The organism is Paraperibacillus marinus (assembly GCF_046237605.1).
GTDB classification, from domain to species: domain Bacteria; phylum Bacillota; class Bacilli; order Bacillales; family DSM-1321; genus Paraperibacillus; species Paraperibacillus marinus.
In genome coordinates this window covers 1,133,373-1,156,569 of sequence record NZ_CP143542.1, presented here as the reverse complement: position 1 = coordinate 1,156,569, position 23,197 = coordinate 1,133,373, and the positions used below count along the sequence as shown (strand labels likewise).

The 23,197-nt window shown below is 48.0% G+C and carries 20 protein-coding genes; 4 read left to right on the top strand and 16 right to left on the bottom strand.

Annotated elements, in window-relative coordinates:
• Positions 1-111 precede the first annotated feature (111 nt).
• The 13 genes from V1498_RS05760 to V1498_RS05700 form a co-directional block, all read right to left on the bottom strand.
• Positions 112-1,095: an SPOR domain-containing protein gene (locus tag V1498_RS05760; RefSeq protein WP_409297440.1), complete on the bottom strand. Its 984-nt coding sequence runs from the start codon at positions 1,093-1,095 to the stop codon at positions 112-114.
• A gap of 99 nt (positions 1,096-1,194) precedes the next feature.
• Positions 1,195-1,641 (bottom strand): type II secretion system protein, encoded by a 447-nt coding sequence (locus V1498_RS05755; RefSeq protein WP_409297439.1) that lies wholly within the window; start codon positions 1,639-1,641, stop codon positions 1,195-1,197.
• A gap of 9 nt (positions 1,642-1,650) precedes the next feature.
• Positions 1,651-2,379, bottom strand: coding sequence for a pilus assembly protein PilO (locus tag V1498_RS05750; RefSeq protein WP_409297437.1), 729 nt, complete (start codon positions 2,377-2,379; stop codon positions 1,651-1,653).
• Positions 2,376-3,053, bottom strand: a complete 678-nt coding sequence (locus V1498_RS05745; RefSeq protein ID WP_409297436.1) for a PilN domain-containing protein — start codon at positions 3,051-3,053, stop codon at positions 2,376-2,378. The genes V1498_RS05750 and V1498_RS05745 overlap by 4 nt, the downstream gene beginning before the upstream one ends.
• A 2-nt stretch (positions 3,054-3,055) precedes the next feature.
• Positions 3,056-4,048, bottom strand: a complete 993-nt coding sequence (gene pilM / locus V1498_RS05740) for a type IV pilus biogenesis protein PilM (RefSeq protein ID WP_409297434.1) — start codon at positions 4,046-4,048, stop codon at positions 3,056-3,058.
• A 24-nt stretch (positions 4,049-4,072) separates the two neighbouring features.
• Entirely contained in the window at positions 4,073-4,828 is a 756-nt protein-coding gene (locus V1498_RS05735; RefSeq protein WP_409297433.1) for a prepilin peptidase, read from the bottom strand.
• Positions 4,829-5,299, bottom strand: coding sequence for a type II secretion system protein (locus V1498_RS05730; protein ID WP_409297431.1), 471 nt, complete (start codon positions 5,297-5,299; stop codon positions 4,829-4,831).
• Between the two features lie 113 nt (positions 5,300-5,412).
• On the bottom strand, positions 5,413-6,624 hold the full coding sequence (locus V1498_RS05725) for a type II secretion system F family protein (RefSeq protein ID WP_409297429.1): 1,212 nt from the start codon (positions 6,622-6,624) through the stop codon (positions 5,413-5,415).
• Positions 6,611-7,663, bottom strand: coding sequence for a type IV pilus twitching motility protein PilT (locus V1498_RS05720; protein WP_409297427.1), 1,053 nt, complete (start codon positions 7,661-7,663; stop codon positions 6,611-6,613). Before V1498_RS05720 ends, V1498_RS05725 begins: the two co-directional genes overlap by 14 nt.
• Positions 7,664-7,674: 11 nt before the next feature.
• On the bottom strand, positions 7,675-9,336 hold the full coding sequence (locus V1498_RS05715) for a GspE/PulE family protein (RefSeq protein ID WP_409297425.1): 1,662 nt from the start codon (positions 9,334-9,336) through the stop codon (positions 7,675-7,677).
• A gap of 28 nt (positions 9,337-9,364) precedes the next feature.
• Entirely contained in the window at positions 9,365-10,759 is a 1,395-nt protein-coding gene (locus tag V1498_RS05710) for a hypothetical protein (RefSeq protein WP_409297423.1), read from the bottom strand.
• A 20-nt stretch (positions 10,760-10,779) separates the two neighbouring features.
• The gene (locus tag V1498_RS05705; protein WP_409297421.1) at positions 10,780-11,493 is read right to left on the bottom strand and encodes a PRC-barrel domain-containing protein; all 714 of its coding nucleotides are present in this window, start codon (positions 11,491-11,493) and stop codon (positions 10,780-10,782) included.
• A gap of 26 nt (positions 11,494-11,519) precedes the next feature.
• Positions 11,520-12,950, bottom strand: coding sequence for a hypothetical protein (locus V1498_RS05700; RefSeq protein WP_409297419.1), 1,431 nt, complete (start codon positions 12,948-12,950; stop codon positions 11,520-11,522).
• A 141-nt stretch (positions 12,951-13,091) separates the two neighbouring features.
• On the opposite strand from V1498_RS05700, the gene V1498_RS05695 reads away from it, so the two are divergent.
• Genes V1498_RS05695 through V1498_RS05680 form a run of 4 tightly spaced genes read left to right on the top strand, consistent with a single transcriptional unit; the run spans position 13,092 to position 16,571 of the window.
• A complete protein-coding gene (locus tag V1498_RS05695; RefSeq protein WP_409297418.1) occupies positions 13,092-13,562 on the top strand; it encodes a prepilin-type N-terminal cleavage/methylation domain-containing protein in 471 nt (156 codons plus the stop codon).
• Positions 13,555-14,154, top strand: a complete 600-nt coding sequence (locus V1498_RS05690; protein WP_409297416.1) for a PilW family protein — start codon at positions 13,555-13,557, stop codon at positions 14,152-14,154. Before V1498_RS05695 ends, V1498_RS05690 begins: the two co-directional genes overlap by 8 nt.
• 12 nt (positions 14,155-14,166) lie before the next feature.
• The gene (locus tag V1498_RS05685; protein WP_409297414.1) at positions 14,167-15,789 is read left to right on the top strand and encodes a hypothetical protein; all 1,623 of its coding nucleotides are present in this window, start codon (positions 14,167-14,169) and stop codon (positions 15,787-15,789) included.
• Positions 15,790-15,821: 32 nt separating this feature from the next.
• Positions 15,822-16,571 (top strand): hypothetical protein, encoded by a 750-nt coding sequence (locus V1498_RS05680; RefSeq protein WP_409297412.1) that lies wholly within the window; start codon positions 15,822-15,824, stop codon positions 16,569-16,571.
• Between the two features lie 249 nt (positions 16,572-16,820).
• Here the strand turns inward: V1498_RS05680 and V1498_RS05675 are convergent, their stop codons facing one another.
• The 3 genes from V1498_RS05675 to V1498_RS05665 form a co-directional block, all read right to left on the bottom strand.
• Positions 16,821-17,744 (bottom strand): ankyrin repeat domain-containing protein, encoded by a 924-nt coding sequence (locus V1498_RS05675; RefSeq protein WP_409297411.1) that lies wholly within the window; start codon positions 17,742-17,744, stop codon positions 16,821-16,823.
• 87 nt (positions 17,745-17,831) lie between these two features.
• A complete protein-coding gene (locus V1498_RS05670; RefSeq protein WP_409297410.1) occupies positions 17,832-21,293 on the bottom strand; it encodes a DUF5057 domain-containing protein in 3,462 nt (1,153 codons plus the stop codon).
• A 108-nt stretch (positions 21,294-21,401) separates the two neighbouring features.
• Positions 21,402-23,111 (bottom strand): sensor domain-containing diguanylate cyclase, encoded by a 1,710-nt coding sequence (locus tag V1498_RS05665; RefSeq protein WP_409297408.1) that lies wholly within the window; start codon positions 23,109-23,111, stop codon positions 21,402-21,404.
• Positions 23,112-23,197 lie beyond the last annotated feature (86 nt).

The window sequence follows — 23,197 nt, the reverse complement described above, 5'->3', positions numbered from 1 at the left end:
TTATTCCTGATTGTGAAACGGCAGCCGATCTGGCTTTCGTTCGCTATCGGGGCAGGAAAAAGGCTGCTGCAGCCTTTTTCTTATTTCCCGGAAAATACAAATTTCGCTGTTTTATAGTGCAGAGTATAATTTAAGATAATCCAGGAGCTTTGCCTGCGCCTGCATCAGGGAGCCAGTGTCTGTTGAGGCAAGGTAGATGGCTGATGCTTTCTTAAGGGCAGCCTGCATATCAGCAATGGTTTTATTTTGGGGCTTTTCCCGGTCTTCCATCTGCTTCACAGCTTCCTGCAGCTCCCCGGAATCATCAGCTGCTTTAGGAGCCATTAGTTTTGCGGAGCTTTTTTCGGCTAGCATCCCGTATACGGTATTCATAATTTTGAGCGCCCCTCTATCTCCCCTGGAAATCTTCTTCACCGAATTCTTTCCTATGGATAGCTCCTTCCAAAATGAATCCAGCTTCTGCTGTTTCATATAGAGGGACAGATTTTTTGCGGCCCCAAGCGAATCTGCAGCTCCAATGATGAGGATAAACCTTCCGTCCTGTTCCAGCATCACCGCATCCGTACCCTTCGCCTGCAGTTCAGCCTGTACACCCTCTGCACTCTTTTTTGTGCTGTATATCCCGCCCTGGACCACATAAGCCTTTAAATCAGGGAGCGATTGGCCGGCAGCTTCCAGGGCTTTTTCCGGCTGCGCTGCCGGTGCCGCACCTGCTTCGGCGGCTGCTTGTTCAGGCAGAGTTCTGTCCTTCCCGGTAACGGTCTTCAGTGCGATAAAGCCAAGGCTTGTCCCGACAACAACGGCAAGAATAATAGACACCCACATAGATGGTATCAGGGCGCCCGCCTTCAGCACCCTGAAATTGAAGCGTGCTTTTTTGGGCTGCACCTGGACTATGTAGGGAGATAAGGAGTTCTTTTCCTCAGCGCCTGCCGGCTCGGGAAGGATCCAGTCGAAGCTCTCTTCTGCCCCTTCAGATGCTGCAGCGGTTTCATCTATAGACATCAGGCGCTCATCATTTTCAGTATAAAAATGCTTCTCCCCGCCATTGAATTTAATAACAATCTTATTTTTCGGATTCTGATCACGATTCATTTCCGCACCTCCTTTGTTTAATTTTCACCATCCTATCATAGAGACAAAAAAAAATAACAAGACTTTTGTCGTCTTGTTATAATTAGCTTTCGCCAAAACCTATTCTTTTCGAACAATATATTCACGGGATAATTCATTGAACGGAACCGGGCCTCCACCTTTGGCAATTCTCCGGTTTTTCCCGAGAAGCAGAATACTGTCGATCCTGCCGTCCCTTACTGCTACATAAGTTTCTTCGCTTGCCGCAAGCATCTCCCCTGTATACGGGTCCTTCATCTGTTCCATGAAGTTTGTCTCAATCAGTGTTTTATACGAAATGCTGCCATCAAATTTTTCTTCATTTACGATCTTTTCCTTCAAATAAAACCGGGCAGCATCGCGTATAGTGTGTGCATTGGCGATAAACGCCTGATCCCTTGATACAGAAATCAGCTTCCCGAAAGAAACAACCGCAATGGCCGATAAAATTCCTAATATGGTGACTACGGCGAGCAGCTCGAACAAAGTCATTGCCCTTTCATCCCTCAGCCGGCTGTGTGTTTTCATGGCAGCTCCCTATGAATCCGTGGTTTCACTTTTAGGCAGCTCCGAATTATCATTAAAAGGGTTTTTCTTTTTAGCAGGCTCCGGCTTGTCCATCGGCGGGATTTCTTTTGCAAGATCGGTCAGGCCCGGATGATAAAACGCAGAAACTGTCACATTATAAACGAGCCGTTCCGGATTTTGTTCGGTGGACATAATTTCCACTCCTCCTGTGAATTTCAAGGCTGATACCTTCATGATTCTCGATGTGTTTTCAATAGAAGAAATAAAGGCTTCGAGATTGCTGTATGAAAGAGACTGAACGGTAAGCTCGAGATCGACTTTTTTTACGCCTGGAGGCAGACCGGCCTCTCCTTCCTCCGTTCCGCTGTTCTTATCACCAGCAGCCACAGCATTCCCGCTTTCCGCCTCTTCTTCTTTAACGTTTAAGGAAACGATGAAGCTGCTGGATATCACCTCAGCTTTTTCAAGCTCCAGCAGAATCTGTTCAACCAGGGCCTTTACCGGCAGCTTCTTCTGCAGCTCCACCGTGGATTCAAACTTGCTGTCGCTTGCACCGCTTCCTTCTGATTGGAGCATGGAAACCATTTTTTCCTCAGAGGAAAGCTCAGACTTTTTGATGCTGAGCTCACTTTTGAGGGGATAAAGGAGTTTAAAATACAGAAAAACAAGGACCGCCCCCGCAAGCAATAGGCTTAAGATAAGGGAATAGCCCTGTTTTTTTGTAAGACTGCGCTTCATGGGCTCTCCTCCCCTTTTTTAGGAGGCAGGCTTTTCTTCCCGGCTTCCTTTGCCGCTTCTTTCTTCGCACCCTCCTGATTTACAAACAACTCATAAACCGCTGCGTACCGGGGAACGTATATATCATTGTCCAGCTTGCTTTTATCATCACTTTCTTTATTGGAAACATCCTCCCCGGTCAAGGCATTAACCTTGCCAAGCTTTGTGGAAAGCGTGGTCATCCTGACTTTTTTCAGCCATTTTGATGTGGACAGCTCATTCAGATAAAAAGCAGCTTCCCTGCTCGTATCGAATTGGGTGGCAAGCATAATTTTACCGTCATCGCCGGATTCGAATGTGATGATATATCCGCGCTCCGGAAGCAGGGAAATTAAATGCTGAAGCAGCGGAACGGTCTTGACTTCATAGTTTTCCGCCCAGTCAATGGTCCGGTTCAGCTGTACCGCTGAACTGGAATTGGCGAGGCTTTCCTTTTTCAGCTCTTCTGCCGCACGCAGCTCCTGCTGGGTCTGAATCTGGCGCTCTGTGGATGCAAGCTCATCTCTTTTGGCATCCCAGCTCCATAGAATAAAGGCTAAGGCAAAGGCAGCGATGAGCGTGAGGCTGACAAGTGACAGGATGAATCCGTAAGGCCTTGGCTGCCTTCTCGGCAGTAAATTGATTTCAACCAGCATGTTCACACCTCTTTCAGCGCCAGGCCAAGCGCAGCGTAATACGATTGGGGCATTGGGGCCTGGTTTGCTGTCAGAATAGTCTCAGGATCGATTTTGTCCACAAACAAACCAAATCTTGTGACCATTACTTCAAATGCTTCCGGAATGAAAGGATTATCCCCGGCAAGCAATATCCGTGTGACCGAATGCTGTCCCTGGTGCAGAGTGTATCTGTAGAAGTTCATTATTCTCTCAAGTTCCTTGGCGATATCCTCGACGGCCTCTTCCAATTCAGCAGGATCCTTATCGTACACCAGCTTCTGAGAGCCGCCGCCGTCCAGGGAGGTTTCCCAAAAAGAGAGGCTTCCGGTGAGCTGGATATGCCTCATGAAAATCGGGCGGTTTTCCTCAAAGATGCTGACGGTCATGCAGCCAACATCCAGCTCTACCATCAAAAGCCGCTCATGATCCCTGGATTTATCGAGAGCATGATACAGGCGGTACAGAGAAAGCGCTGAAACATCAGCAGCGATAGGAACAAGACCGCAGGCTTCCATCAGACTGCTGTATTCACCGACCACATCTTCAGGGGCGGCAAACAGCAGAATTTCCTTCCGGCCGTCCTTCTCCCCGATCACAGCCGTATCAAACACCGGCTCATCGTATGGAAGGTGGATGCTTGAGCCAAGCTCCATATACAGATAGCCCTTTATTTCATCATCCTCCACATCGGCCGGCACATCAATTTTCCGCACCACGATAAAAGGATCAGGAACAAAGATCCGCACCTGCCTCTTCTTGATCTTCCATTCTGAGACACACTGCTCGAGAATGGTGGACAAAGTGTCCCTGTCCAGAATCCTTCCGTCCTTGATCAAGCCCGGCGGAAGCAGGTACTCCCCCCATCTCTGGACAGTCATGGGAACGGCCTGCTTCAGCTCAACATAGCGGATCGCATGGTCCTGGATCACCAGATTTACTATTTTATTATTATGAGAGAAGAATGAAAGGCCCATGCTGCGAATCCCCTTTAATAATCACTAATTTAACAGCCCGCTGTACCAGGCAAGTATCTTCTGTCCGAAATAGAAGGCAGTCAGTGTTCCAAGAACAATGAATGGGCCGAACGGAATCGGCTTTCCTTTTTTCACAACCCCAAGCCTCATTCCGGCAAGTCCAAGGACTGCCCCATAAAAGGTCGACAGGAAAAAAGACAGAAGCATGAGCTTCGTACCCACAACAAGGCCGATCAGGGCAAACAGCTTGATGTCCCCGCCGCCCATGCCGCCTTTGCTGACGATGGCAATCGCCAGCAGCAAGAAAAAGCCGGCTGCCGCCCCTAGCAGCGAATCCCACCATGGGTCCAATGGCATAAGAATCCGTTCAAACAAAAAAATTACTGCAAAAAAGAGCAGTATTTTGTCAGGAATAATCATATATTTTAAATCAGTCACCGTGATGATCGTAAAGAGCGAAATCAGCGTCCAGGCAATAAATAGCTCCGAAGTCCAGCCAAGCAGTAGCGGACTTGCCGCAAACAGCACACCCGTCAACAGCTCCATCATCGGATAAAGAGGGGAAATCCGGCCCTTGCAGCTCCGGCATTTCCCTCCCTGGATTACATAAGACAACACAGGCACCAATTCAGCCGGGCCCAGCACATGCTTGCAGTACGGACAGGCTGAGCGCGGATAAACGATGGACTTTTTCAGCGGCACCCGGAGTCCGACTACGTTGTAGAAGGAGCCGAGGATAAGCCCTAAAAAAAATAAGTAAAAGAAAATTACTAAATTCAATTATTGATTACCCTCAGATGCAGGAGGCGCAGCCTTAACATCTTCAACTGCGCTTCTCTTTAGATCAGCAGCAGTCTTACCAAAGATACCCCGTTTGCCGTTTGTTAAAGTAACTGTATAGGTAAATTTATTATCAGTTTTTGAAATTGTAACAAAAGATTCTTTCTCAATATAATCTCCCGATTGTTTATCTGGGTCTTTAATCGGATCGATTAAATTAGTATTTTCCATGGTTTCCAATGTTACCTTAACAGGAGAAGTTCCTATATCCTCTGCATTTCCTGTTGCATAAATCTTAGCAGAATTTAGCATCTGCTGTGCATTACCCACATGAGCATCCTTTTTCGAGTTATCAATAAGGCCCCCGATGCTTGGTATGGCAATGGCTGCAATGATTCCAAGGATGACGACGACAGCTAATAGTTCGATCAGGGTAAGTCCGCGTTCATTTTTTAAGAGTTTCTTTAACACTAGTTTTTCCTCCCTAGTAATATTTTACTATTTTTGTAAATTTATATATAGGATTATACTATACTGAACAGTCTGTTCGATATAGTTTTTTAAAAAAAGTAGGAAATTTGTCGCTATTGATTGCCTACTTCATTGAAAATCTCAAACATCGGCACCATGATCGCTATGACAATAGTCCCGACAAGGCCGGCTAGCACAACAATCATCAGAGGTTCGATCAGTGATTTGAGCCGCTCTGTGCTATTTTCTACTTCTTTTTCGTAGAAGTCGGCCACCTTCCCGAGCATAGCATCGAGCGATCCTGTTTCTTCACCGATCGCGATCATCTGGGTGATCAGCGGCGGGAAGGCCCAGTGTTTTTTCATGGGCTCTGTGATGGATCGGCCCTGTTCCAGGGATGACCGTGATTCCCTGACTACACGGGCGACCACTTCATTTTCCACAACCTTCTCGACAATTGTCATTGCCTGAAGGATTGGGACGGAGCTTGTGAACAGCGAGCTCAGCGTCCGGGTCATCCGGGCCAGGACCGCCTTTTGAATCATGCTTCCGAATATCGGCAGGCGAAGCACAAAGTAATCGAGATAATATTTTGTTTTCCGGTTCCTGCGGACCGCCGCAATCCCCCCTGCTGCAAGCAGGAACAGGAGGATGATGAAATACCAGGACTTTTGCATAAAATCACTCGCACTGAGCACGAATTGAGTGATGGCTGGCAGCTCGCCCCCGAAATCGGCAAACATGTCTACAAATGTCGGTACAACCGACACAAGCAGGAAGATGACGACGCCGACCGCGATGACCGCCACGACGGAAGGGTAGGCCAGTGCCGACGTGATCTTCTGACGCGTGCTGTGCTGCTTTTCAAAATGATCGGCCAGGCGCTCGAGCGTTCCGTCTAGATTTCCCCCTGCCTCGCCGGCCTTCACCATGTTGATGAAGAGCGGCGAGAAGATCCTTTTATGCCTGGCTGCCGCCTCAGAGAGCGGATGTCCCTCCCGGAGATCGGCCTCGATGTCCTGCAGTGCTTTCTTCAAGTATTTGCTTTCTGTCTGCACAGACAGGATATTGGTGGCATCCACGACCGTGACGCCGGCCTTCAGCAGGGTGGAAAACTGTCTGAGGTACACGACGAAGTGCTGGAGCCTGACCGGATTTCCGATCACGATATCCTTTGTCAGTACCGTTTCCGGGACTTCAGTGACTTCCATTACCTTTATGCCGTCTTCACGGAGCCTGGCTGCCGCTTCCCTCTTATTGGCTGCGGTAATCACGCCGGATCTTGCGCCCCTCCGGTCACGGCCGCTATATTTATATCTGGCCATTTTCTATCTTCTCCTGTAAAAAGACGGAAGCCGCTTCACGGGATATCCGTCCGGCAGCAAGCATGTCCTTGATCTGGCTTTCCAGTGTATGCATCCCCTGTGCCTTTGATGTCTGGATCACACTGGCAATCTGGTGGATTTTCTCATTGCGTATCAAATTGGCGATCGCCGGATTATTGATCAATATCTCGGTCGCGGCGGCACGTCCGTCGCGGGCGGCCGTCGGAAACAGCCGCTGGGAGACGATGGCCACGAGTACCGATGCCAGCTGAATGCGGATCTGCGGCTGCTGGTCGGCCGGGAAGACATCTATGATCCTATCGATTGTCGACGGCGCACTGGATGTATGGAGAGTCCCGAAAACGAGGTGGCCTGTCTCCGCTGCGGTGATGGCTGTCTGGATCGTTTCAAGATCACGCATTTCGCCAACAAGAATCACATCAGGATCCTGGCGGAGCGCTGCCCGGAGTCCGTTGGCAAAGCTGTTGGTGTCAAAGCCGATTTCCCGCTGGTCAATAATGCAGCTGCCGTGCTTATGCAGATATTCAATCGGATCCTCCAGGGTCACGATATGCTTTTTCATCGTCTGGTTTATGTACGAAATCATCGAGGCAAGCGTCGTAGACTTCCCGCTCCCGGTTGGACCAGTCACCAGGACGAGGCCGTGCGGCTTCTCTGCCACCTTTTTCAGCACCTCCGGCAGTCCCAGCTCATCAAGGGCCGGAATCCGCCTCGGCACGATGCGGATGGCAAGCGATATGCAAGCCCGCTGGTGGTATGCATTCACCCTGAACCGCGAAACCCCTGCGAGACCGTAAGAAAAGTCAAGCTCCCCCCGCTCCTTGAAAGTTTCCCACATATCCCCGGGTACAATTTTCCTTGCCATATTCTCTGTATCCCCGGGTGCCAGAACGTCCTTTCCATACCGCTTCAGATCGCCGTTTATGCGCATAACAGGCGGGACCCCAACGGTCAGGTGGATATCAGATGCCTTCAATTCATAGCCTGCACGAAGTATATGTTCAATATCAATTGCCATCTGCTTCACTCCTACTCGGGCATGGCGACCCGAAGAACTTCCTCTGTGGTGGTGTAGCCCTGCTTCACCTTAAGCAGTCCGTCATCGATCAAAAAGACCGTCTTGCTCTTTACAGCCAGATCCCTGAGCCCGGTAAAGGCTTCCCCATTCATGATCACCCGTTTCATCTCATCGTTCAGGACGAGGATTTCATGGATGGCAATCCGGCCTTTATAGCCGGTCATATTGCAGGAGGCGCAGCCTTTTCCCCTGATGATTTTTTCAATTTTCATCCCCCGGCGGGCAAAGATTTCAATTTCCCGCTTCGATGGGGCCTGTTCCCCGGCACAGTCCCTGCACACCCTTCTGACAAGGCGCTGGGCGACAATTCCGCTCAGTGAAGAGGCAAGCAGGAATGGCTCCACTCCCATATCCATCAGCCTTGTTATCGTACTGATCGAGTCATTTGTATGAATGGTGCTCAGGACCAGATGTCCTGTAAGTGAGGCCCTGATTGCGATTTCCACGGTTTCCTTATCACGGATCTCACCGACCATGATTACATTCGGATCTTGCCGGAGGATGGAGCGGAGCCCGGCTGCAAAGGTCATTCCCACGTTCGGGTTCACCTGAATCTGGTTGATTCCTTCAAGCTGGTACTCTACCGGGTCTTCCACCGTGATGATATTCACTTCTTCACTGTTCAGCTTATTTAAAGCGGCATAGAGGGTCGAAGACTTTCCAGATCCGGTCGGGCCGGTGATCAGCACGATGCCGGACGGCTTATCGATCATGTTCAGGAAGCGCTGCAGATTCAGCTTATTGAAGCCAAGCTGGTTCAGGTCATTCAGCGAGCTGCCGAGATCCAGGATCCGCAGCACGATTTTTTCGCCATAGATGGTCGGCAGTGAAGATACACGAAGATCGACCGGATGGAAATCGAGATTGATCTTGATCCGGCCGTCCTGCGGCACCCGGTGCTCGGTTATATCCAGATTGGCCAGAATTTTGATCCTGGCCGTGAGGACGCTCTGCATATGCTTCGGGAGCACCCTCTCGATGCGAAGGACGCCGTCAATCCGGTTCCGGATTACAACCCTGGTTTCCTGGGGATCGATGTGGATGTCACTCGCCTTCTGGGTGACAGCTGCGGATATGAGCTGGTTGACCAGGCGGACAACCGGCGAGTCCTGATCTGTTATTTTGTCTTCCTCGACGGCTTCCTGCTGCGGGGAATCCCCAAGCAGTTCTTCAAAATTCTCGTTTGAATCATAATATTTTTGGATGGAACGGAGAATATCATCCTTTGTTGCGATCGCCGCTTCAATCTGGAATCCTGTTGCAAGCCTCAGGTCATCAATGGCATAAAAGTCCATTGGATCCGCCATGGCAATCAGGAGCCTGTCGCCTTCACGCTTTAAGGGAATTACAAGATTCCGCTTCGCATAGTCCTTGCTCACCAGCGAAAACAGCTTCGTATCGAATGGGAAGCGGTACAGACTGACATGGGGAATCCCAAGCTGCACCTCGAGCACTTCGATCAGCTGCAATTCTGTGATATAGCCCTTTTGCAGCAATACATCTCCAAGCCTCTGGCCTGCGCCTTTATCTTTTAAAGCCGAATGAAGCTGATCCTCAGAAATCAGACCAGCTTCAACTAATAAATCCCCAAGGCGCTTACGGGTCTGTGTCATTGTGGTTCCCCGCCTTTATCGGTAATTTTTATCGGGTATCCCCGGCAGGAAGATCTTCCTGCAGCGGATCTGGATCTACCTCAATTTCATCTGTATCATCGGGATACTCTGTTTCTTCTGTGCCTGGATCAGGCGTGTTTTCACTGTCTTCTTCTGCTGCCGGATCTTCGGTGTTATCTTCCACGGCAGAACCGCTGTCATCCTCTGCCGCCGGTTCTTCTTCTTCTTCTTCAAAAGGCAGTGTTTCATCGCTCAGGATAATCTCTGGAAGCGGCTTGATCAAGCCTATGTCATGGATGCTGTAAACCGGTGCATAAAAGTCCTCTGATAATAGCACGCTTTTTACCTGCCTGCCTTTCTCATCCACTGTATTCCGGTACATCCTCACAAGCTGCCCTTCTTTGCCATCCTTTTCAATCACCGTCTGCGGAAAAGAAAGCTGGGGTTTGAAATGGAGGACAGCCTTCGGATCAAATGATTTTTGATCCCGCTTGGCAATTTCATAGCTGTATAAAAATGGACGGCCGGAAAGCTTGACCGCCAGGCGGTCCCCTTCGATGGCAAAAGCCAGTTTAAAGCCGTATTTATTCGGGTTGTAAAAGATCAAATCCAGCTTATTCCTGCTGTCAGCCTTTGCTTCTACGCCGAGCTCTGCATAATCAGGCAGCTCCCTGCTGATATGGCGTTCTATCATTTCAAAGTTCGTCCTGCCGATCACCTGATAGACAGCGGTGGCAAGCCTGCTCTCTGCCCCGGCTGTCAGCTTCAGGTCAAGCTTTTCAAGCAGGTTTTTCTGCAGGGAGAACGGAGCGCCTGCAGGAATCTCAATCACGGGTCCCGCTTTTGCCAGCCGCTCCAATTCGTTTGCATTCTGACCGCCTGAAACCGAGGCCGTATTGATGACTTCCTCCCGGTCGGAGCCGGGGATATAGCTTTCAAGGTTCAGTACATAGCTGCCTGCTTCAAGCATGGTGGCACTGATCATCAAGTCCTTTTTCAACTTGTCTATCTCCACATCATCTGAGGCAATGGAGCTGGAAACCTTAAGGAGCATATCCTTGACACTGTCATCCGGCAATTCGACAGATGCGAGAGTCTTTCTGCCGGAAGATAAGTCTGATACCGTCTTTTCTTTGAGAAAAGTGAAATCCTTGGTACTGACTGCTGTCTTTTTTTCTTTATAGGCGAGGGTGAGCTTTACAGCTTTCTTCCATTCCTCGCTCTTCTCCTCAATAAGGGCGGCTGCTTCCGCCCTTGTCCTGCCTGCAACATCGAGACTTCCCACCGCTGTCCCTTCTCCATACAGCTCCCCTGCAATAAAATAGGAAGTATAGGCCTTAGCGCCAAAATGCGAGAAAGAGAAAATGAAAGCTGTTGCCAGCAGGAGCGTCAATAAAATTTTTAGGCTGTCCTGGTTCCTCACACTTTATTCCCCGCTTTGCATTAGCCTTCGACACTCATGGAAAGCTCGACAATCACTCCAGGGCCCTCTTCCTGTGCCTTTTCTACATCTTCCGCCGAAAGGAATGTCCCTTCTGCAATCAGGACCTCGCCTGTACCGGAAAGAATATCCTTCATCACCCTTTTGCCGCTCAGAAGCTCAATCTGTTTATGCCGGATGGAAGGAATGGCCCCGCCTTCCTCCTTGTTGTACACACTGATCTCACTATCTTTTAACGGCTCCAGATTTCCCTCTGCTTCCTCTTGGACAATAATGATGTCACGTCCATAGGTCTGCACAAATTCGGCAGCAAGGAATCTCTCTCCGCCCTTAATGCACAGAACCATACCGATGACCTGCCCGCTCTCATCATCCGTAAAGAATTCCACAGCCTCGCCCAGAAGCTGTCCCTTCCTTGTCATGACCCGGGTACCGCTGATGCGGATGCCTTTTGTCACGAGCTCGTTGACCACAGGCAGTTCAGCAAGGTCGATGACCGCGTTTCCGTTTTCAATAGTCAGCGCATATTCTCCAATCCCTACAACCTTCTTGAACGGAATGGCCTTCACATTCTCCTCCCATTCCTCATGTTCGATGGTCAAGAACTCTATCGTTCCCTTTTCCGGATTTAAAACAAGGTTCTTTACGCTTCCGATCTGTATTCCGTCCTGGATGCTGATGATGGGAAGCCCGGCGATCTCTGCACTTTTTTTCATGATTACACTCACCTGTTCTTTAAAAATTACCTGCAATAGGCTTCATATAAAAATTCTATTTCACTTAAGATGATTGGATAAGGAAGGTATCTTTCCTGCAGTTCTTTTAGCAGCGGCTCTAATGCTGCCGCATCATCCTGCCGGATATACTCTTCAATTAATAAACCAGCAAATACATAATAATCCTGCGGAGACAGCCCCGGATGCATATGCTGCTTCACAAGCCTTATATAGGAAGGATAATCCGTTTCATCCCGTGAAATGGCTATCCCGCTCAGTATAGTCTGCAGGACTCCTTTATCTATCTGCCTCCGGGTTATCGGTGCCTCCGCTTTTTCTTCTTCTATAAGAACACTTTCAAAGTTATGATCATCCTGATCGTCCTGCCCGGCTGGTTCCTCTGCCGGAATGTCTTTCATGGAATCGTCCGTTTCCTCCGAAAGGTCAGGAACATGGTCCAATAAAGCCTCTTCCCTCTGCGGCAGCTCCTCCAGCTCTTCAGAAACAGAGCCAATCTTAGATGCTTCCTCCAAACCAGGAAGGAACTCATCTTCCTTTTCTTCATGCTGCTCATTCTCTGCTTCTTTCAGCAATAATAGAGGAAGAACATCTTCGTCTAAACCGGCCGGCGGCAAAACTTCAGCTTCTAGAGCATCTTCGCTGCCAGTTTCGGCATTGACGGCGTCTAAGTCATAAAGCGGAAGAGGCTGCAATTCTGAATCAGCTTCTATATGTAGATGTTTCATTGCTTCATCTTCCAAAGGATGAAGCTCAGAATCCATGTCCTGAAGGATAAAATCCTTCGGGATGCCTGCTTCTTCGAGTCCGGCGCCTGCTGCATCCGGCACTGAAGGGACAGCGGGGGATGTTCCTATTATTTCCTCGACTTCTGCCATTTCCAGCAGCTGTTCTATTTCTGACAGCTCACCTGTTGAACCGTCACTTTGAACCTCATTCAGATCCGGCTTTGCAGCTTCTTCTGCTGCTTCTGCTTCAGAGAATTCCATGGTCTCCAGCCAGTCATCCACGTCAGCACCAGAATGAGGCTGTGGCGTAAGCTCGGTTTTGGAGACTATAATCACTTCATCGGCTGCAGAATCATTTTCTTCAGTGAATTTCTCTGCTATATTCAATTCTTTTCCAGCAGCTTCCCTGGATGCGCCCGCTTCATGATCAAAGTATGGCATTGCCGGCTTGTTCCCGCCGCCATGCGTCGCGAAGATGAAACTCCCCAATCTTTTTCCATACATCAGCCCCGACAGGAGCACGAGCAGCAGGGCAATCAGGATGGATTGCTGCAGCGGAAGGCTTCCCTCAGCCATAAGGGACAGGCCTGAAATGCAAAACGCTGTCGCACCCAGCAGCAGCTTCCCTTTTTTGCTCATCCCAAGATCCAGCAGCAGCAGGATCGGCACAAGAAGGATGAGAGAGGCACATGCCAGCAAAACGGTTATCAAATGGTCCACCTCTTCTAAAATCTTCTTTTAATCTCACAATATTACTAAATACCTAAAAAGTTTCCTTAAAAGACAAATATCGACTATTAGTTATTGTATAATAAAGCCAGGTAATTTGAAAGAAGAGGAAGTATGTAAACTATGAAAATTTTAAATAAAAACGGGGGTTTCAGCCTGCTTGAGGTACTGATTGCCGTTACCCTGCTTGGTATTCTGCTGTTATCAGCCATGGGTATTTTTAACCAGGCTTATACTCACACAAAACAAAATGAAAGCAAGACGGTCGGCATCAATGTGGCTCGGAATGTGCTGAATTATGTAGAGAGGCAGCCTTTTGAAAAAATCCAAGATGCATATTTTCCGGAAGACAGCACAACCCGCCCGCCCCAGTCGATCACCCTTCAATTAAGCGACTGTTTAAAGAATAAGGATGCATTCGAAGGAAACTGTGAAACGGTCTTTCAATCCAAGGTGAACAACGTTACTTATGAAGCGGAAGTGACCATCTCAAGGGCCGACGGTGACCTGAGTGACTACATCATGCCCCTGGCTGTTGAGGTAAAATGGGGCGGCCGCGAAGCTATTGTCAGAGGGGTACTGAAAAATGAATAAGCCATTCTTCAACGAAAAGGGAGTAACACTGATTGAGCTGCTGTTGACTGTTGTGATATCCGCCATTGCCGCAGTACTGATTTATTCGGTTTTTCTGACAGGCATCAAGCTGTACCAGAAAATCCAGGTGGAAAGCGGGCTGCGTGATAATGCAGATTATATTGCGACCATGATATTAAACGAAATGTACAACTCCCCTCCTACTTATGTAAGGAACCTGGAGGATGGAAGAGGAATTGAGCTTGTACGGAATGAAGATAAAACAGTCGAGGGGTATCTGATAGAAGACTCAGTCAAGCCTGCCTCCACCGTAAAAATTTCCATTGAAGAAAATGATATTACCATAAAGCGGAACAATGAGGAGCCTATAAAACTGCTTACCCATTCCACCGAACTTGCGGAAGCAGATGATAACTCAGGCGCAGTCAGGGTCTCTTCCCTCACATTAAGCAATGTTAAGAAAGACCGTGTTACCGGCCGCTTCAAACACGGTACAATCAACCTGACACTCGTCCTGAATGACAGCAGCCATCAGGAAGGTTCACTGATTAATGTAAAACCGCTTGTGCTCCAGAGCTCTTTTGGATTTTAATGAGGTGAAAACATGCAGATGAAAAACAATCAAAACGGATCAGCTTTATTGAGTGTCATGCTTCTCTTTTTAGTTTTTGCCATATTGGGCCTCACGCTGCTGTCAGTCAGCATCGGCGGCGCAAAACGCACGGAATTCAGGGAAACGGAAGTGACGGATAACCTCGATTCCATCAAGGCGGTAAAAGAAGGGACCGCCCTCATCCAGTCGTATGTGAAATTAAATCAAAAAGAGCTGCTCAAGGAGGATGCAGCAGCGTTTAAGAAGAAATTCCAGGAAAAGATCATCAATGCCATTAATAATAAGGAATTGGACTTTAAACTGGCGGATTTATCAGAAACCGAAGAATACAAAAAACGGATTGGTGCAGACAGCTTCACCAGGGTCATTGAGGTAAGAAGTGAGGAGCATAAACAGAAAGTCTACATAACTGCCATGCCGAGTTTCTTGAAATATGCGCTCGGATCACGATCACAGCTTACCATAAACGGATCGCCCTATATCCAGGGAAATCTGTATTCCAAGAAGCCTATGCAAATCAGCAGGGACACGAATTATAAATACAAGAAAAACTACTTTTCCACTCCAACCGAGCTTCCTGCTGTTAAGGAAAACTCCAGGCTCTTTGTCGAGGAAGGCGCGCTGAATATATGCACAAGTCCCGGCTGCTACACCGCAGGGAACAGCTGGATCAAGAATGAAAGCAATTGGAGGTCCATTTTGCCGGGACAGCTTCAGGAAGCATTCAGCACCAAGGCTCCCCTGTATGAGGAAGAAAAAAGTGAGTTTGTGGATGTGGACATCCCAAAAACCTTTCAGGACAAATTGATGGAAACCGGCTTTGACCTGAAAGATTTTAATGGTGATCTGCCCCATGCAGAAAAGATTCAGTATATCAAAGAGAAGTTGAGCGGCTATCTGCCAAGCGGAGTCAGGCAGATCACGAACTTCTCCAATCTTTCGGGGGATAACAGCACAAAAGGCTTCATCTATAAAGGCACGGCCGAAATTGATACAGATGACCTCAATCTTGATAAAGACCAGTGGCTGATTATTGACGGCGATGCCACAATCGAGAGCAGGGCCTCCAGCCAGATGGATGTGAATGCCAACATCCTCATCACCGGCAATCTCATCATCTCAGGTCAGCTGAGCTTTAATTCAGTAATATATGTCCTGGGCGACACGACCCTTAAGAATGTTAATATCACGTGTTACAAAAATTCATGCTCAGATGATCCAGCCGGAGCAGCGCCGGATGCCCAGCTTATCCTGATGACACAGGGTAAACTCGAAATCTCAAGGATCAACAGCTTCATGGATTTAGGGAATAACACCAACAAAATAACCGGCTACCTTTATACAAACTCCCAGGCAGACATCTATGCAGTCGGCTCCCTTTTGAATATCAACGGCGGCATCTTTTCCTTTGATGACCTTGTCGTGAACAGCTTCAGGGGCAATGCCAGAGGAGGAGAGGCGGACCTTCTCTTCACTCCTCTTATGAAGCCAGACGAATCCCGGTTTACCGTAACCAATAACAAGCGCCTCTTCCTGGATCAGCTTCAGGCACTGCCACGGGTGGATGGACTGGAAGTGATCCCGGAGCTCATGGAGAAAATAAAAGGAAAATAAACAGGTGTTAACGGGAAAGGAAAGCATGACTCATGAAACATATTTTTGCTTTTGAACATCCAGAAGATATGAAAACATATCAGGATCTGGTCAATAGATTCAGAGATAAACTTGATGAATATCAGCAGGTTCTGCAGGAACAGTACGCACTATGTGATGTGCCGAAAGGAATTGTCTGGCCTTCAGAGGATTTGGCCACGAGTTTCTTCTCAAGAGTTCCGATTCCTGCCTTCACCAACAAGGATATCATTTACATGTCTCCCGATTTAGCAGGGTGGAGAGCCTTTTTCCTGGAAGTTATGGAAGGTTATCATACTCCAAGAATAAAGGAATTTTATGCAAATATGCAGGATATCTATCTCCTCGCGATAGCCGGACATGAATTGACTCATCATTCCGACCTTTTTGTCGACGAGTTCGATGATGAGAGAGAGAACAGCATTTGGTTTGAAGAAGGAATGTGTGACTATTTATCAAGAAAATATCTCTTGACTGAATCTGAATTCAAGTCCATTACGGCCGTCGAGACCGAACAGGTAAAATTGCTTAAGGAACGGTTTGGAGATCAATCGCTGGATGAGTTCGGTATCCATACATACCAAGGAAGTATCACAAGCATCATGTATAATTACTGGCGCAGCTTCCTGGCTGTGAAATATCTGGTAGAAGTAAAAGCAGATCATGATGTCCATCAGGTATTCAATGCTTACCACACCTGGCATCATGAAGGAAGAAAAATGCCATTAACCCGGTACTTTGAACTGGACGCCTCTCTCTTTTAATTTCGCTGCACATATAACTGAAAAGCCGGACAACCCAGCCACAGGCTGACCGTAGTAGGGATTTGGAATGCTCGCATTCTAAATCCCTTTTTTGCACCGTCAAATTCCTGCTCAATCATTCCCTTCCCTGTAGCATGATTTGGTTGAACTTCAGCTGCTTTTCTCCTCCAGATATTCTATGGAAAAAAAGACAAATAAAAAAGACTGAATTCAAGCCTGATTTTTACCAAGCTTGACTTCAGTCCAGGTTTATTTGTTTAAGAGCTTCAGAATTCTTTCATGCTTCCATTCAGCAGCATAATCACGGGCCGTAAAGCCTTCTTTGCTTTTCAGGTCCCGTGATGCCGAAGCTTCCAATAAGATGGCGGCCGCTTCGGCATCTCCATATTCACTGGCATACATAAGTGCGGTCTTTCCGAAATCATCCTGTTCATCGATGAATCCAGGAAGATGCTTTCCGAGATAATAGAGAATTTCATGCGCACCGCCTGTGGCAGCGAGGATCCACAAATTTTGATTTTCTTCATTCTTAGTGTGAAGGAGGCTTCGCTCCTCCTTGGCAAAGGCTTTTACAGCTCCAGGCTTGGCACTCAACACAGCCAGCTCAACAGGAGTCTTTCCTGCCAGATTTCGTTCCGAACTGTTCAAACCTGCCTTTAGCAGCAGGCTGACTGCCTCTCCGTCACCCTTGCCCGCGGCAAGATGGAGTGCGGTATTTCCGGCAGCATCCCTTCCGTCTTTCCCGCCTTTATCGCGCTTTACCAGCTGTTTCAGCAATTCAAGCCTGGCAGTTCGAACTTTCCTTGACTGGTTCATGGTCTGGGAATACTCGGGCAGGGCCGCTGCCGCCTGAACCAGCAATGAACTTCCTGATTTATTGCCGTCTTTTGCTCCATGTTTCAATAAATAGCCCGCTACCTCAAAATTCCCATTTCCAAGCGCATATTCCAGCGGTGTCTTTTTTTCCGGCCCTAAAGAAAATTGGATAGAAGACATTTCCTCCGTAAGTTTTTTCACGGTTTTCAGATCTCCTGAAGCAGCTGCCTGGACCAGCCTGCTTTTTTGGGCTGCCTCTTCTGCAGTACCGGGACCGCTGTTCTTAAAAACCGTAAAGCCTGCAGACAGGATGACTAAAACGACAAGTGATATTGCTGCAAATCGCTTCTTGTTCATGAGCACTCCTTTAATTCGCATTTCACATAAAAAGGGACTGCCCGTAAACGAGGAACTAAACCTCGCAGGGCAGCCTCAGGTCCTGCATTAATATAATGAATCGCCCTGGCCGTCTATCTTTTTCTCGATGACCTTCACCGTCAGGGTTTCAGTGAACTCCCTGCCCTTGTCATCTTTGACTGAAACCGTGACAATTGCAGAGCCAATCCTGTTCCCAAGAATATTGCCATCCGAATGGACTACAACATAATAAGGCTTGCTAGAGGAATAGCGTATGCTTTCCATATCCACATTTGTCGCATCCTTTGGGAAATATCCGAGGAAGTCCCTGGCGTTAGCTGTCATTCCTTTTTCCAGTTCGATCGAAGCCGGGTTAAGGGATATTCCATCCAGCGGCTGTCCGACATTTACCACTACTTCCGCTTTGACTCTTCCATCAGGGGTGGAAATGATCACCTTCGTGGTCCCTGTCCCGACGCCTTCAATCTTCCCGTCTCCAAGGAGCCTGACGATTGTAGGATCCTTGACAGTCCATTCGAGCTTTTTATTCGTTGCATTTTCAGGTAGCACAGACACAGTGATAACAGCTGTTGCATGCTTATTCATGTTAATAACAGAAGGAGCGGCCTTTATCGCCGTCACCTCGACCTCAAGGACTGTTACCTTAAGATCCTTTGTGATCTTGACACCCTCGGAATTAATTCCTGAAACAGTCATGATGGTTTCTCCCGGCTCAAGTCCTTTTAAGTTGAAGTCCTCTTTGCTGACGGACACTGTCTTTTGGTTCTCGTTCAGCGAGATTTCCAGTGAATTCTTTGCCTCTGCAGGCTGGAAGGTGATTGGCAGCGGTTTTGTTTCACCGGCAAACAAGGTGATATCCTTCACATCGAATTCCACCGGAATCCGGACCGTCACCAGTGCCCTCGCTTCCTTGACTCCTCCAAAAACGTCCGTTACCCTGACGCGTACATAGGTGCTACCCTCACTCAGGGCTTCAGCTGTTCCTTCTTTCGCGTCAAGAATCTTGAGGATACGGCCGCCGCTATCTTCTTTCCAGTCTACCTCTTTTATGCCTGCATTCTCCGGGATCATTTTCAGATCCAGACTGAATTTTTTTATGTTGCCTTTATTGAGGACAAAGCTTTCAGGGAATTCCAGTCCTTTTAAAGGAATATCTGAAACAATGGTCAGTGCGTTAAAAGAGGCAGTAACCTTTTTGTTTGTAAGGTCAGTAAATGAGATCGCTGACTCGTTAAGGATAAAGCTTTCCTTAACAAGCGGCTTAATTTTGATAGTAAAATCGACAGGATCTGCCTTGAACTTATTGCCATCCCGCTTATATACAATCTTAGGGAGAACCTTTTTATAGGTAATTCCTTTATCCGCGGCCCCTGTTTTATCACCGTCAGACAAAACATCGATTCCCGCGGGGAATTTTTCCTGGAAAGCCGGCGGGGAAATTGTCAGTTCATCCCCTTTGATCGCTGCGGCGATTTCGCCGCTGATATCCTTTGGATTGATCCGGTAGGTGATGACAATCTCATCTAAAGCCTTGATTACCCCCGCGGGAGCAGCCGTCCGGCTCACTTCGAGATTTGTCTGGACCTTCTCTACCTTCAGGTTAAGTATTTTTTCAGTGATGGCGCCGCTTTCGTCAGAGGCCGATATTTTCAGGACTGCCTTGCCGCCCTCAGGCATTCCGTGCTGTATCGATTCTGTCAAGGTGGTCCCATTCGGCACTCCTTCCCTGGAATTTATCAGTTTATCATTCAAGTAAACCTTTGTATGGATTTTTTTATCCTTCATATCAAAATCCTGCACCGCATAAGACAGTTCAATATTTTGATTGGAAGGGATGACGCTGTTATCTGCAGGGGTGAATACCGTTACCTGGGGTGCATGGTTCGACCCCAGGAATGCCCGGAACATCGTATTTACGAACAGCTGCTGCTCTTCGTCCGGAAAACCGGTATTGGTGTGTCCCGTGCCTGAGTAGGTGATATTCCCCTTCGAGTAGGTGTAATAATGGTTCCAGCTGTCATTCACGTCCCGTTTGTCCGAGTCATTGGCTTCGCTGATGATATTGTACCAGGGAATAACCTCGGGATCCTCCAGGTCCAGTGTATAGTACTGGTTATGAGTGGAAGCGATGCGGACATTGCTGTCAAGGTCAAATGGATAGTTGGTCATCAGGCCTTCATTCACCCTGCTCGTCTGGGTGGATCGGTGAGGCGCACCGTAGCCAAGGTCCGTTCTTGGCGCCATCTGGCCGGTGTCCTTCGTAAAATAATTGACCCAATTATTGTTCGTACTGTAAATCGTGTCATGGGTGAACATGACGCTTTGTCCTGAGGCAATATATTTTTTCAGCGACTGTACGGCGTTCAAATTGATGGAGGTGCTGTTATACACATCCGCAAACCCGAAGATTACCATATCATATGTCCCATTTATGCTTTCATGCGAATATTTTTTGGAGGCAGCAGGGAGGCTGCCCGCTCCCTTGTTGAAGGTGCTCATATCTGTCGAATCTATATTGATCTTATACTCCCCGGCCCTTGAAAGCTTGCTTTGCTGCATATTCGCAGGCAACTTGAGGCTGCTGCTAGTATTCGTATCCTTCATGACCTGCAGTACATTCAATTCCACCAGCTGATCCTTGTATAAGAACCTGCCTTTTTGATATTCCTTTAGATTGGCAGAGTTATCAACGAGCTGCAGCTTCCAGTAGCGAAGTCCGGAATAGCCCTTCGGCAGCTTATAATTGATGAGTACATCCCCGGCATTCACGGCCTTTTCAGCGACCATTTCATCCGGGTCATAGCGGTCATTGAAATCTGAATCCACATACAGCTGTACCTTCAGATCCTTTGCAGAAACATCTGCGGGCTTCAGGATGCCCATGCGGAAGGAAAGAGTGTCGCCAGGACCGTAGCTCCTTGCGGCATCCGGTTTTGCTGCCAGCTCAAACCGGGGCCGTGCGGGCTCGTTTTTGCGGAGGTAATTCCTAAGATGGGAGATCAGCTCCTGATCCTTGTCATTGCCGCTTGAATTGTAATAGATAATATTTTCCCGGTCGGATTTATCCAGATTTGTAAACTTTTCTTTTAGTATCCGTGACGTATCTGCATTGATGGTCTTCCTGTCCAGGATGACCGGCAGGCCTTTATCTATGTAATTTCTGATGATTTCATCTGCTTTCAGGTTTGTGATGTCATTCTGCACATTCTCGGTATTGTGGATTTTATTCGTAATCCCAGCAGAGCTGTAGGCTCCTTCCATGATGGCGATGATATCATATTGCCCGTCGAGCTCCTCCCTCAGTGCCACGAACTTTTTCATGGTCATGACTTTATGCTCGAATTTATTGAGATCCTCCCCCAAAATCGGGGCAAGCTTTGAACCGCCCCTGTCGATAATCTCCAGCATCTTCAATTTAGGGCTGAACCCCGGGATATCCGAGGAGGCCTCCGCTTTAGAATGAAGCGGAGGGAAAAGAGAAAGCAACAAGATAAATGAAACGGCATATAGATAAAATTTTCTCAGCATGATTTTTCTCTCCTCTGGATACCTGAGTGGGTATCCAATCTAATGGCGATCGATTAGCAGGCTTCCCCCTGGGAAGCTAAGGGGTGCAAAGGTGCGGTGCCCCATGCTTTACTTCACATATTCAGCCACACGATTTCTTCCTGCCTTTTTTGCTCCTACATACATCGCCCTGTCTGCATGCCTCACGAGGGAAAGGGGATCTTCTGCATCCTGCGGCGCAGCAGCGACTCCAATGCTTGCAGTAATATATACTTCAAGCTGTTCCCTGTCAGCGTCCAGGTCGGAATGGAGAGTGAAAGGCCGTTCTTCAATGTTTTTCCGGATGGATTCCGCAAGGATTGCGGCTTCACCCTTGACATAGTCGGGAAGCAGGATCACAAATTCCTCTCCGCCGTATCTCGCTACCGTCCCATTGGTGCCGATGATGGACACGAGCCGCGACGCCATGCCGGATAATATGTCATTTCCACTTTGATGTCCGTATGTATCGTTCACTGCCTTGAAATGATCCAGATCCAAGAGGATCAGGGCAAGGCTCGTCAGGACGCCTGCATCAAGCCTGCGGTACTCCTCATGAAGCAGCTCTTCAAAATATCGGTAATTATATACTTTTGTTAAGGCGCACAGCTCGCTTTTCTTTTTCGTTTCTTCATGTAGCCTTGCATTTTCGATTGCTATGAATAAATTCGTGCTGAGGATATCTACCAGGGTAAGGTGGTATTTTTCGTAGGCTTTCTTCTCGTTAGAGGCAAGCGTGATGGCTCCCGCAGGGGCATTATTTCTCATGATGGGCACCGAGATGATGCTTTCCACATTCGGGGGGATATATGACTCCTCCGACTGGCTGAACTGCGGACGTGCATGCAGGATGATAGGCCTTCCCGTTTCAAACACACTCCTGCTTATGCCGCTGTACGGCCTCAGGTACATCTCAGGACCTTTCTCCTCATCCGGCTGGAGCGAGCAGATCAGTGAAAGCCCGTTTTCCTGATGTTCATAGACATAGGCATAATCCACAGGCACAAGGCCGCCGATTTTCGTCAGGAAAATGTCCAGCACACTGTCAACATTCAGGTTGCCGGTAATCTGGTGGCCGATATCGCTGGTCTTTTGGAGGGACCGGTTCATCCTTCCGGTGGAATTGTACAGCTTAAGCACAACCGTAAGACAGACATAGGGAATGCCCACCAGGAAAATGGATATGATGCCGAGCTCATTATAGAGCATATAAAGCGCAAGCCCAATGGGAAACACTACAGCCCCTGACGTAACCACATCCCAGGCAAAGTCACTTTTTCCGAACACCTTTCGATCCTTATATAAAAAGAATACGATAAGCGAAAGGAAAAGCTGGTTCAGGGAGAATGATGCCACTTCATAGAAAGTGATCGGAATGAATTCCCCAACCCTCTCAAAATCGGGATGATGGTTTCCCCCGAGCAGGTAAAATGTGATGGCGCTCCCTAGAGAAATGAAAAAAAACATGAGTGAGTTCAGAGGGAACCTGAAAACCTGGTCACTGCGAACCTTCAGGTTGATCAGCATGACCATGACGGCAATCTGGGTAATCACAAGCTCCGTTGCCAGTCCGAAAATCAGGAATACGGCAAGGGATACCCCCTGGAATACGACCACTGCCGTCTTCCCGATCATGATGGGGATGCAGGCAACGCTGCACATCAGGATTAAAAAGGCGATGATGTCTATCTCTTTCCCGGTGACCTGCGGAGGAAAAGCTGCATATATGAGCCAGAACCCGGCTGGGACCAGGGCAAACCACGAAATCCAGATCAGCCATTTCGTCCTTCTTGATACCATATGAACTCCCCCTTCCTAATCCGGCTTTTATATTCTGAATTATAATTTTAGGAAAATAGACTTAAATTTTACAATTATTTTAACAA